Origin of the sequence: Vibrio sp. CCB-PB317 (assembly GCF_022808245.1) — a bacterium.
Lineage (GTDB): Bacteria > Pseudomonadota > Gammaproteobacteria > Enterobacterales > Vibrionaceae > Vibrio > Vibrio diabolicus.
Genome location: NZ_JALGNU010000002.1, coordinates 938,097 through 949,720 on the forward strand (window position 1 = coordinate 938,097; position 11,624 = coordinate 949,720).

The window sequence follows — 11,624 nt, forward strand, 5'->3', positions numbered from 1 at the left end:
TGAAAGGAATAAATTGTCTAACCCAGTCCCTTGGGTCAGACGCTAGTTTGAATCAGTTGTTCAAAAACTAGTTGAAGGCGCGAGCCACACGTCCCGCACTTTGAATGCGATAATGGCCAACGTAAGCAGGAACAAATACAGATTGTCCTTTCGCGGCGGTTAATGTCTCACCGTTATCACTGATGAGTGTCAGTTCGGCATCAATCGCCATCAAAATCTCTGCGCTGTTTGCCTCAACCACGTCGTGATTCGGTTGGTTAAGAATGCTGAAACTAAAGTCTGCGACTGGAACGGGGTAAAGGCTCTGGCAACCATTGGCATTGGGTTCTAAAACAAGGCTGTCAAAAGGCTTAGGCACAAAATCTGTGCATTTAACCAGTTCTTCAACATCCATATGTTTCGGCGTGAGTCCTGCACGCAAAACGTTATCTGAGTTCGCCATGATCTCTAATCCCGTACCTTTAATGTAAGCGTGTGGCGTTCTTGCGCTCAGGAACATCGCTTCGCCAGGCTGCAGCGTGATGACATTCAACAGTAATGGCGCAAACAAGCCGACATCGCCGGGATATTGAGTGGATAGGTCCAAGATGAGCTGGAAAACATTGCTGTCAGTGCCTTGCTCCGAGTCAGTGCCTTGTTCCGATTGACGTGAAGCGTGGGCAAGAAGCTGTTTCAGTGCTCGCTCTTTTGTTTCTCCTTCCATGGTCAGAATGTGCACAAAGAAATCTCGTAAACCTTGTGAGTTGATTTCGCGTTTGAATGTGTCAAGAGGCGCGCGTAGCTCATCGATATCGCAAAGGCTAAATGCCTCAATAATCTCGGCATACGAGCGAAAACCGTTCATGGCTTGGTAACTTGTCAGCGCGTACACCAATTCAGGTTTGTGGTTTGGATCTTTGTAGTTACGATGGCTCGCGTTTAGTGGGATGCCAGCACTTTGCTCTTTTTCGAAGCCTATTTCGGCATCTTGTTTGCTTGGGTGAACTTGAATCGACAGTGCATGTTCGGCCGCTAAGATCTTAAACAGAAAGGGCAGGTCGCCAAATTTCGCTACGGTTTCTGCTGATAAGTAAGCGGGTTGGTTTTGTTTGATCAGTTCAGACAAAGGCAGCGTGTTTTGCTCAATCTGAACTTCAGAGCAGCCGTTTGGGTGAGTCCCCATCCATACTTCTGCTTGAGGCTCATTCGTGTCGTTAGAAAAGCCAAACAAATCGTGAATAGAAGAGGTGCTTCCCCAAGCGTAGTTTTGGATTTTGTTGTTCATTTGAAAGAAGCTATGCGATGAAATAGTGTTCAAATTCATGAATTTTTCCCATAGTTAACCCTCCGAACTTAATCGGAAGAAAAATTGAGCAGAGATACGTTAAATAAGGATGGCGAGCGCGGTTAGGTCACTCGCCAATTTGCCCGAAGGGCGATAAGTCGATTTACAACCGAGGTTTTGGTTCGAGTGGTTTTCGTGATGGTTGCGCTTGCAAAAATGGCAGCAATAAAAGGCCAATGACGGCTGCACAAACTGAAATGGTGATGAAGAAACCCGTCCAATGATATTCTTCAAGAATTAACGCCAGTGGATAGCCAGACAATGCTGCGCCCATGTAGGCGAACAAGCCTACGAATCCTGTTGCCGCGCCGGCAGAATCTTTGTGAGAGCACTCCGCCGCCGCCATACCGATCAGCATTTGTGGTCCAAAGACAAAGAAGCCGATGGAGAACAATCCCGCCGCTTGGAATGCAAAGTTGGTCAGGGGCATAAGCCAAAGCGCAGAGACAGATAAGAAAATCCCAATCGCGAACAGCAAGTTCATTGGCCCACGGTTACCACCAAAGAGTTTGTCTGAGCCCCAACCCGCAACCAATGAACCAACAAAACCGCCGATTTCAAACATAGAAAGGGCAGCATTGGCGTTAATCAGGCTATAGTGATGCTGCTCGGTTAAGTACAGGTTTCCCCAGTCATTGATTGCGGTTCGGACGATATAAACCAACACATAACTGAACGCGAGCAGCCAGATATATTTGTTGTTAAATACGTACGATTTCAGAATTTCGCGGTAGGTGAGGCCACGTCCGTAATTTTCTTGCGCAAGTTCTAGCGCGTCGTTGCGCCATTGTCCGACACTTGGTAAACCCATTGTTGTGGGTTTATCGCGCAATCGCCAACAAACGAATAGACCGAGTAATACACCGATGATGCCGGGTAGAATAAAGCCTTCACGCCAGCTGTAGTGCAACGTTAAATAGCCCACTAAAATAGGGATCAGCGCGCCACCAACGTTGTGTGCGGTGTTCCAAATCGCCCATAAGAAGCCACGCTCGGAGCGTGAATACCAAGTGGTTAGCAGCTTGGAGCATGAAGGCCAGCCCCAGCCTTGGAACCACGCGTTTAAGATCCACAGAGTAATGAAAGCCGCGAGTGAGCTAGAAAAGCCGAACGCGATATTGACCAGACCTGTCGCAATCAAGCCTAGCCCCATGAAATAACGAGGGTTAGAGCGATCCGAAATCGTGCCAGAAATAAACTTCGAGCAGCCGTAGGTAATGTAGAAAAGCGTGCCTATAAGACCCAAATCGCCTTTATCTAAGCCAAGATCGGTAATCATCGCTGGTGCGGCGTAGTTAAAGGTCTTACGGGTAAAGTAAAAACCTGCGTAGCCGATGTACATCCCCAACATAATGTGCAAACGCCAATGGTGGTAACGCTGGTCGATTTGCTCGTTGCTCAGACTCGGTTGAGTAAATTTAGGTGAACGTAAAAATCCAAACATCTTGAGTTACACCTTAGGTAAAGTAATGCTGATTTGTGTGCCGATCACTTGATCGCTGGTGGAGTAGATAACCATTTTTCCACCTAACGCGTGCACACGCTCTTGCATGCCGCGAACGCCCATGCCTTTCATGCTGTCCTGAACTTTGAAGCCGACACCATCATCGTGAATCATCAGTGACACCGCAGCTTCTCCAATTGTCAGTTCAATATTGATCAACTGCGCTTCTGCGTACTTGGCTGCGTTATTCAATGACTCTTGGCATAAACGGAATAGGGTGACTTTGAGTGTGTCACTCAGGCTGGTGTAATCGCCCTGCCAGTTCAGTTGAACGTTGGTTCCGTGATTGGCGAACTCCATCTCTCGCGTTAGTTGCTCGACGGATTCTTTTAAGTCCAAATCATCCAGCATTTTTGGTCTTAGCTTGCTTAACAGTCGCTTAGTGGTGTCGTACACGTTGAGGGAAAGCCCTTCGATCATGTCGGCGCAACCCACGCTTGTTTCTGCGTTATTTACCCGCTTAATGATGTTGGCTTGTGTGCGGATTGCCGTGATGTTCTGTCCAATTTCGTCATGTAGCTCGCGCGCAATATCGCGTCTTACAGACTCTTCCGCTTTGATAAGCTGGCGAGACAAATTCTGATTGCGTGCAAGCTCGCCGCGCAGTTTTTGATTGAGGTCTTTTTGTTTCTGAACCCCTAAACCGAGCATAATGCCAGTAACGGTTTGCGCTGAGAGAGATAACAACAAATCGGTGATTTCTAGATTCGACACGCCGCTGCGAGCCGCAATCAGCGCAATGCTGTTGAGCATGGTGGCGAGTAGGGCACCTTGCCAGCCGTAACGCAGAGCAAGCACGATGATTGGAATCGCCATACAAAATGGCGCAAATCGTTTTAGCTCTTCAGGCAAACTGGTTTGCACTAAAATACTGCCGATCAAAAGCAGCGCATAAAGCACGATATGACGCACCTGAAATACAACGGCATTACTAAGTAGGAGAGAGCTAAGCGGAGACCAACGACTTTGGAACAAATAACTCCATAACAAGTAGCACATAGGCACCACGAGCAAGCCTCCAGAGATGCTAGCCAGCCACACCATGTAAACCGAAGGAACGTGAAAGCCAACGGCCATCACATTAATAAACGCGCTAATGATAATGACAACGCTCATCACGGCTAAATGGCGGTTTTGGTCTCCGTAGTAGTATTTTTTCGCAATCAGAGTGACCGGGATACTGGCAATGCTCGCAATCAGCACGGTAAGCCACTGTGGTTGACCCAGTAACATCGCAAGTGCGATGGAAAGCCCCCACTCCGAAAGGTAAATCGTCGGCCAATAAGCGGTGCGAGTGTGCAGGGCGACACCTAATCGTAAAGCGAAAGGAAACAATAAGATCGCCAACTCGGGATCATTGACAAAGTAATAGGCAATCACCCACAAGCAAAACCAGGCGCAAGCCATAACAAATAGTCCGCAAATGGTGGTAACAGCATAAGCTCGCATTAAAAGGACTCTTGAGAAAATAGTTTGGCGAGCTCAACGTTGTTTTTCACGCCGAGTTTGTCGATGGCATTCGCACGATGCACGTGTACGGTCTTGTGGCTTAAGCCAAGCTCTGCCGCGACTGACTTTACATCTAGCCCAGTGGCAAGTAGCTGACATACCTCGTTTTCACGTTTTGTCAGCTGGCATAGAGAGGTGGTGTTGTCGCTAGGCGTTGCAAGTTTAAGTGCAATATCTGATGTGAGGTAACAGCCGCCAGAAGCACTGGTTCTCACGGCTTGAATAAGTTCGTCTGGGCTACAGCGTTTACTAAGATAGCCCTTTGCACCTAGCTTTAGTGATTTTTCCACCATCGCAGGGGAGTCATGCACGCTAAGCATCACGCAGGCAATGCCAGTTGGTATTTCGCTAAGAAAGTTTAAGCCGCTTTCATCTGGCATAGAAATATCTAGGATGACGACGTGTGGGTGTACCGCAGGCAAGCCTGTGCGTGCTTCTGCGACAGAGCCGAACTCACCAACAACGGTAATATCACTTTCTAAATTTAATAATTGTGCGAAACCTGAACGCACGATGACGTGATCATCAACTAGAGCAACATGAATCATTATTACAACCAAATAGAGCAGACGACTAACAACAATAAGCTCCAACAGGAGCCAATAGAAAAACCTTTAATGATACTGAATTGAACCATGCTTTTTAATGATCTCGCGCGCTTTACCGAAGTAAAGCGCGCAGAGAAGTTAGGCTTGGTTTTGTGCAAGTTGAAGCTTCTTCGCGTGTCGAATCTTCTTCTCTTCCGCGATAGCGACGAAAGCAAGCAAAACAATACAAATCATGGCGGAGGTATCTAGGGCTGCGAAGGTACCTTTCCAACCTGTTAAGCCGAAGATAGGTGTACCGTCTGCAATCATACCGAGACCAAGTTTCGCGAAGCTGTCACCGATTAGGTAAGCGAATGTACCTTTTACGCCGTCAGCCACACTGATTGCTTTTTTAGGGACAAAACCAACCGCGGCAACACCGATAAGAAGTTGCGGACCAAACACCAAGAAGCCCAATACAAATAGAGAGGCTAAGTACATGAACTCGCTAGTGGCGTGTTGGTAGAACTCAAGCGATACGATGATCAAACCAAGAGACACACAAGCAACCAATGCGCGGCGACCGTTTGCTAAGTCAGATAAGTAACCCCACATCAACGTACCCACAAGCGCACCGACTTCGAATAGAGTAAAGCCAGAGATTGCCGTTTCTTTTGACAGACCAAGCTCTTGGTACGCGTATACCGTTGACCATTGGTCGATACCAATACGCACGATGTAAAGGAAGATGTTGGCAAAGCAAAGTAGCCAGATAACTTTGTTTTTAAGAACGTATTCAACAAAGATTTCTTTTTTGGTCATCTGGTTTTCTTCAGCGGCGGTGTCTTCTTCACTCACTGCTTCATCGAAAAGTTCTTCTACTTTACCTAGACCATAAGCTTCTGGAGAGTCGCTACCAAAGCGCATACCGATAAAGCCAACGATGATCGCGATGATAGAAGGGAACACGAACATGCCGATTACGTGGCCGTCGAATAGGTAGTTAGCACCGAAAAGGGCAACACCCGCTGCGCCCGCACCACCAACGTTGTGAGACATGTTCCACAAGCCTAGGTAAGAGCCGCGCTTGTTACGAGGTGTCCATTTTGTAATGGTTGAGTAACTAGAAGGGCCACCAGTACTTTGGAAGAAACCACTCAGAGCGTAGAAAGCCACCATCAAGAACAGGCTTGCACTACCGCCGCCCATGCTGAAGCTGAAACCAAGCATGGCAAGACCAGAAAGGATCAGCATAAAAGGGAGGAATTGCTTGGTGTTCTTACCGTCAGCGTAGTAAGACACAACGGTTTTACCGATGCCGTATGTGATGGAGAAGCCAAGGCCAATAAGACCTAGGTCTGTCATGCTCAAACCGTAAGTTGAGATCATATCGTTTTGCGCGACATTGAAGTTCTTACGAATCAAGTACATGGTTAGGTAGCCGATAAATACGACCAAGTAAGATTGGATGAACGGTTTAAACCACATCTTTCTTCTAACTTCGACAGGAAGATCGAGGGTCGGCTTCCGCACCTGTTCGAGGAATTTTAACATGATGAACTCTCTTGTAATTGTTTTAGAAACACAACGGAGACCGTTATGCGCTCTTGTTACCTTTGACTGACCGGAATTCTAGAGAGTGGTTTTGTGAGGCACATGAGATGGTTGCCTAGATCGGCTAGGAAAAATTCCTAGAAATGCCTAAGAAGGCGGAAAAGCGTGAAAAGAGTCACACAAAACCCTTACTAATATATGGGTTTTTGACTGAGTTTTTATCGATTGGAAAGCGTTCAAATGCAAACGGATTAATATGCGTAAGCTTAGTGGTGACAAGGGGTGAGCACGTTTGGTTGGAGAGAATAGTGTCTTGTCGCTAAGTATCAATTGGGAGTGAGAAGCAAACAAAAGAGACCCAGAGGTCTCCGTTAGAAATATTAGGAATTCGGCTAGGTCGACGTGTTAAGGCGCAGGGCTGTATAGACGCGGCGAGCCGTGTTTTGGCAAGTGAATTAGGTTCAAATGGTTTCTTCTTGCCCATTCGACGGTTAACGCTGTAGGTGCAGATAAGCAAACCAGAGTGTGGATACGCGCGCGAACGGCTTTGTGGATCAACTCCAAGCTGCAACGGCTGGTCATGATTGCGAAGCCACTTTGAGGTTCGATGTGATTGTTGGCCAATGCGCCAATCAACTTATCTAGCGCGTTGTGGCGGCCGATGTCCTCTCGGCACAACTTGATGTTGCCTTGTAAATCAGCAAATAAAGCGGCGTGTAACGCGCCAGATTCACGTGCGGCTTCTTGATGCTGTGCGACTTTGTCTCGCAGCCCTTCGAATACATCGGAGCGCGGAGGAAGAGACGGTGTTAGCGGCGCCAAATCAGGCAAAGCTTGTTCAAGAGCCTCGACGCCACAAATGCCGCATCCGGTTGTGCCAGCAAGATTTCGGCGTTGTGTTTTTAACGCCCAGAAAGCGCGGTTGCTGATTTCCACTTCCGCATAGTGAGATTCGTGATCGCCACCCATTTCAATGTCTTTGATCTCTTTGAAGTCGTGGACGATGCCTGTGCTTAAGCTAAACCCTTTCACGAAGTCTTCCAGATGGCCTGGCGTCACCATCATGACCGCTTGGCTAATGCCGTTGTAGCTGATAGCTAAAGCGGATTCACTCGCCAGCGACATTTGTTGCACTGGGCGGCCATCAATCAATTCTCGATAATTGAACGCACTTGGTTGAGGTGGTGCTTGATTGAAATCGGACAGTTCAAAATAAGACTGAGTAGTACATCTCATGAAATCACCTCATAAGCCGTTGTCTATGCCAAAAATTGACGTGTGTATTCTTGTTATCGATTGAATATGTTTTTTGCTTCTGCAAAGCACTGATCGGTTAGCGCGGAGAAGGGTTCTTGTTTTCTCTTTAACAAACCTAGCGGGGCGTGAACGGCGGCTTCTTCGATAGGAATAATGCGAAGCGTATCGTTCAACTCTTCCAATCCACAATTCAGCGGCATAATGGCGCAACAAAGGCCACTGGTTACTGCTTGGATCAAGTGAAAGGTGGAGTTACTTTCAATGACGGTTTGCGGAACTAGCCCTTTACTCACAAAGCTAAGATCAATTGAGTGGCGATAGTGCATGCCCTTCGAAAGCAGCCCTAGCGGAATGTTATTGAGTGACTCCCACAACACTTCAGATTCGGCAAAATCAAAATGACGCTCATCGAATAAAACGCCAAGTTTGGTCGAATCTAGCTCGATAACATCGAAGTAAGCGGTGTTAACTTGATCGACATAACACATCCCCAAATCAAGTTGATTGCGATTGAGTTGGTCTATGATCTGTTCGGTCGTCATGGAGAGTATTTGAAAGCGTAACTCAGGGAACTGTTGAGCTAATGGTTTGAGCAATTGCATAGGGTTTTGGCTGGCGAGTGGCACCATTCCAAGCCGAAGAGAGCCGACCAATTGACCACGGCAGTTGGCGGCTTCGGCTTGCAATCCATCATGAGCGGCTAAGACGGTTTTTGCCCAAGCTAAAATGCGTTCTCCGGCTTCAGTAAATCCTTCAAATCGTTGACTTCTTTTGATTAATTCGAGATCGAGTTCTTCCTCTAAGCTTCGGATTCTCATCGACAAGGTAGGCTGCGTAATGTGGCACAATGCGGCGGCTTGACCAAAGTGTTTGGTCTGTTCAAGTGCGATGAGATATTTAAGTTGTTTGATATCCATAATGGCTTGTTAACCTTGCGTTGTGAGTCACATGTACGGGGGAACTCCCTAAATAAGGGCACAGCACTACCGTACTTTTTAAGCGCTGGAGCGTTTTAACTGGGAAATGGAAAACCAAAACCAAGTCAAGAATAAAACCACACTCAAAATTGATCTGAATCAAGGCTATTCCTGATATTAATTAGGGTCAAATTTAAAGTATCTATAGTGTGATAGATACTATCTATTATCAAGAATGCCGATTTTATTGAGTTCGTTAAGCTAACTAGGTGGAATCGAATGGGAAAACGATTAACCTCATAAACTGTATTGATTAAAAATGTGATGAGCGTCAGTGGAAAAATTCGTCATAGATTTTGTTTATCACTCGGTCAGGATTATCAATTGGACGCATATTGAATAACGACTTAATCTTTGATTTAGATCAAGGCGCAACAATGCGAATTGAATCTAACAGTCTTAGAAACAGTAGGCGGGTATCCGATATCAAGAATCTAGATAAGTAAACGCTCGGACAAGCGAGAGCATGTTGAGTAGTTACTTATTTGGATTAAAAAATACATGGATTAGAAACTAAGCCCTTCAATACTTCCGCATTATCTCAATAAATAACGCGCTTGTTTTCACGGGCACCCTGCTTGCTGGTATATCTGCGAGGAGTAAAGTCGTGAGCCAAAAAGAACAAATAAAAGCATACAAAGGTCCAGCTGGTGGTTGGGGTGCACTGAAAGCCGTAACCAGAAGTTGGTGGGGCAGTGAAAATGCAGTTAAAAACATTCGCACTATGCTCAAAACCAACCAAAATGGCGGTTTCGACTGCCCTGGATGCGCATGGGGCGAGTCGCCAGATAGTGGTAAAGTCAATTTCTGTGAGAATGGCGCGAAAGCGGTAAACTGGGAGGCGACCAATCGTCTGGTTGATCCTGAGTTTTTTGCCAATCACAGCGTTTCTTCTCTCTCAACGCAAACCGATTACTGGTTGGAATACCAAGGCCGTATCACGCACCCAATGCGATACGATGCTGAATCCGACCACTATGTGCCTGTCTCTTGGGATGAGGCTTTTTCTCTTGTGGCTAAACATCTCAACCAATTGGATTCACCACACCAAGCTGAGTTTTATACCTCTGGCCGTGCAAGCAACGAAGCGGCGTTTCTATATCAGCTATTTGTACGCGCATTCGGTACCAACAACTTCCCAGATTGTTCCAACATGTGTCACGAAGCCAGTGCAATCGGGATGAAAGACACCATTGGCGTTGGTAAGGGCACGGTGATCTTTGATGATTTTGAAGAAGCTGATGCGATTTTCGTGATTGGTCAAAACCCGGGCACTAACCACCCACGAATGCTTGAACCTCTGCGCGAAGCGGTAAAACGCGGTGCACAGGTTATCTGTCTAAACCCGCTTAAAGAGCGCGGATTAGAGCGTTTCCAAAACCCACAAATGCCGATTGAGATGTTGAGTAACGGCTCAGAGCCTACAAACACGGCGTATCTGCGTCCTGCTTTGGGCGGAGACATGGCAGTGTTTCGTGGCATCGCGAAATTCTTGTTGCAATGGGAACGCGAGGCATTGCAAAACGGTGGCAAAGCGGTATTTGACCGTGAATTCATCAAGCAACACACGATAGGTATTGATGAGTATTTGGCTGAAGTGGACGCAACCTCTTGGGAACACATCGCGGAACAATCGGGTCTTGATTTAAGTGAAATCGAGATGGTGGCGAGCATGTATCGACGTGCAGAACGTGTGATCATGTGTTGGGCGATGGGGTTGACTCAGCATCGTCACTCTGTACCAACCATTAAAGAAGTCGCAAACGTGCAAATGTTACGAGGTAATGTTGGTAAGCCGGGCGCGGGTCTTTCACCAGTGCGTGGTCACAGTAACGTTCAGGGCGACCGTACTATGGGCATTGATGAAAAACCTTCAGATCTGTTGTTGGATCGCATTGAAAGTCGATTTAACTTTGCCGTCCCGCGTGGTGAAGGCCACAACACTGTGCAAGCCATTAAAGCGATGGAAGAAGGGCAAGCGAAAGTATTTATCGGTTTGGGCGGTAACTTTGCACAAGCAACGCCAGACACAGAACGTACGCACAACGCGATGCGAAACTGCAATTTAACCGTACACATTTCGACGAAGTTAAATCGTTCTCACCTTGTCACAGGTAAAGATGCGCTTATTCTTCCGTGTTTAGGCCGTACCGAGATTGATCAGCAAGCGACTGGCCCACAAGGCGTGACGGTTGAAGATACTTTCAGCATGGTGCATATCTCATTTGGTCAGCTAAAACCGCGTTCGGAGCATTTGCGTTCAGAACCAGCGATTATTGCCGGTATTGCCAATGCTACACTCGGGGCAAAACCAATTGATTGGTTGTGGGCGATTGAAGATTACGACCGTATTCGCGATTTGATTGCCGACACGATTCCGGGCTTTACCGACTTTAACCATAAGCTTAAACACCCGGGTGGATTCCACTTGGTAAACCCAGCTGCCGAGCGTCGATGGAATACACCAAGCGGCAAAGCACAGTTCAGCTCTAGTGAGTTGCCGAAACAGTTGATCAGCGAAGCGATACTCGAAAAAGGCCAAAAGCCAGATTTGATCTTGCAAACCATGCGCTCACACGACCAATACAATACGACACTTTACGGCTTAAATGATCGTTATCGTGGTGTATTTGGTATGCGCGAAGTACTGTTTATCAATGAAGCGGATATTCGTAAACTCGGATTTGAAACGGGCGACAAAGTGGACATGGTGTCATTATGGGAAGATGGCGTTGAGCGCCGTGTTAGCGGATTTACGCTTGTTGCCTATGACGTACCAGCAGGTCAGGCGGCGGCTTACTATCCAGAAACGAACCCATTGGTTCCTTTAGATAGTTATGGGGATAGAACGTTTACGCCAACCTCTAAGTTTATTGCGATCAAATTGGAAAAATCGACATCCGATAAGATCGCTTTGGTGGAAGCAGAATAGTTTCCAAACCAGCACAACGACATTCCAGATAAGCAAACGG

Annotated in this window: 8 protein-coding genes; 1 reads left to right on the forward strand and 7 read right to left on the reverse strand. The window is 46.9% G+C overall.

Annotated features, from left to right (window positions below; genetic code table 11):
• Nucleotides 1–67: 67 nt before the first annotated feature.
• From manA to MTR11_RS13335, 7 genes are all read right to left on the reverse strand, one after another.
• On the reverse strand, nucleotides 68–1,303 hold the full coding sequence (gene manA, locus MTR11_RS13305; RefSeq protein ID WP_243327827.1) for a mannose-6-phosphate isomerase, class I: 1,236 nt from the start codon (nucleotides 1,301–1,303) through the stop codon (nucleotides 68–70).
• A gap of 124 nt (nucleotides 1,304–1,427) precedes the next feature.
• Nucleotides 1,428–2,768, reverse strand: coding sequence for an MFS transporter (locus MTR11_RS13310; protein WP_005376086.1), 1,341 nt, complete (start codon nucleotides 2,766–2,768; stop codon nucleotides 1,428–1,430).
• A gap of 6 nt (nucleotides 2,769–2,774) precedes the next feature.
• Nucleotides 2,775–4,277: a signal transduction histidine-protein kinase/phosphatase UhpB gene (gene uhpB / locus MTR11_RS13315; protein ID WP_243327828.1), complete on the reverse strand. Its 1,503-nt coding sequence runs from the start codon at nucleotides 4,275–4,277 to the stop codon at nucleotides 2,775–2,777.
• A complete protein-coding gene (uhpA, locus tag MTR11_RS13320; RefSeq protein WP_046875403.1) occupies nucleotides 4,277–4,885 on the reverse strand; it encodes a transcriptional regulator UhpA in 609 nt (202 codons plus the stop codon). Before uhpA ends, uhpB begins: the two co-directional genes overlap by 1 nt.
• Nucleotides 4,886–5,023: 138 nt before the next feature.
• Nucleotides 5,024–6,418 carry a hexose-6-phosphate:phosphate antiporter gene (gene uhpT / locus MTR11_RS13325; RefSeq protein WP_021707729.1) on the reverse strand — a complete coding sequence of 465 codons (1,395 nt, stop codon included), beginning with the start codon at nucleotides 6,416–6,418 and terminating at the stop codon, nucleotides 5,024–5,026.
• A 405-nt stretch (nucleotides 6,419–6,823) separates the two neighbouring features.
• Nucleotides 6,824–7,654, reverse strand: a complete 831-nt coding sequence (gene fdhD, locus MTR11_RS13330; RefSeq protein ID WP_243327829.1) for a formate dehydrogenase accessory sulfurtransferase FdhD — start codon at nucleotides 7,652–7,654, stop codon at nucleotides 6,824–6,826.
• A 53-nt stretch (nucleotides 7,655–7,707) separates the two neighbouring features.
• A complete protein-coding gene (locus tag MTR11_RS13335) occupies nucleotides 7,708–8,592 on the reverse strand; it encodes a LysR family transcriptional regulator (RefSeq protein ID WP_140348734.1) in 885 nt (294 codons plus the stop codon).
• 667 nt (nucleotides 8,593–9,259) lie between these two features.
• On the opposite strand from MTR11_RS13335, the gene MTR11_RS13340 reads away from it, so the two are divergent.
• Nucleotides 9,260–11,584, forward strand: a complete 2,325-nt coding sequence (locus tag MTR11_RS13340) for an FdhF/YdeP family oxidoreductase (protein WP_243327830.1) — start codon at nucleotides 9,260–9,262, stop codon at nucleotides 11,582–11,584.
• Nucleotides 11,585–11,624: the final 40 nt, after the last annotated feature.

Excerpts from the sequence above, each read along its gene's own strand:
- manA (WP_243327827.1), bottom strand. The coding sequence starts at position 1,303 with ATGAATTTGAACACTATTTCATCGCATAGCTTCTTTCAAATGAACAAC.
- MTR11_RS13310 (WP_005376086.1), bottom strand. The coding sequence starts at position 2,768 with ATGTTTGGATTTTTACGTTCACCTAAATTTACTCAACCGAGTCTGAGC.
- uhpB (WP_243327828.1), bottom strand. The coding sequence starts at position 4,277 with ATGCGAGCTTATGCTGTTACCACCATTTGCGGACTATTTGTTATGGCT.
- uhpA (WP_046875403.1), bottom strand. The coding sequence starts at position 4,885 with ATGATTCATGTTGCTCTAGTTGATGATCACGTCATCGTGCGTTCAGGT.
- uhpT (WP_021707729.1), bottom strand. The coding sequence starts at position 6,418 with ATGTTAAAATTCCTCGAACAGGTGCGGAAGCCGACCCTCGATCTTCCT.
- fdhD (WP_243327829.1), bottom strand. The coding sequence starts at position 7,654 with ATGAGATGTACTACTCAGTCTTATTTTGAACTGTCCGATTTCAATCAA.
- MTR11_RS13335 (WP_140348734.1), bottom strand. The coding sequence starts at position 8,592 with ATGGATATCAAACAACTTAAATATCTCATCGCACTTGAACAGACCAAA.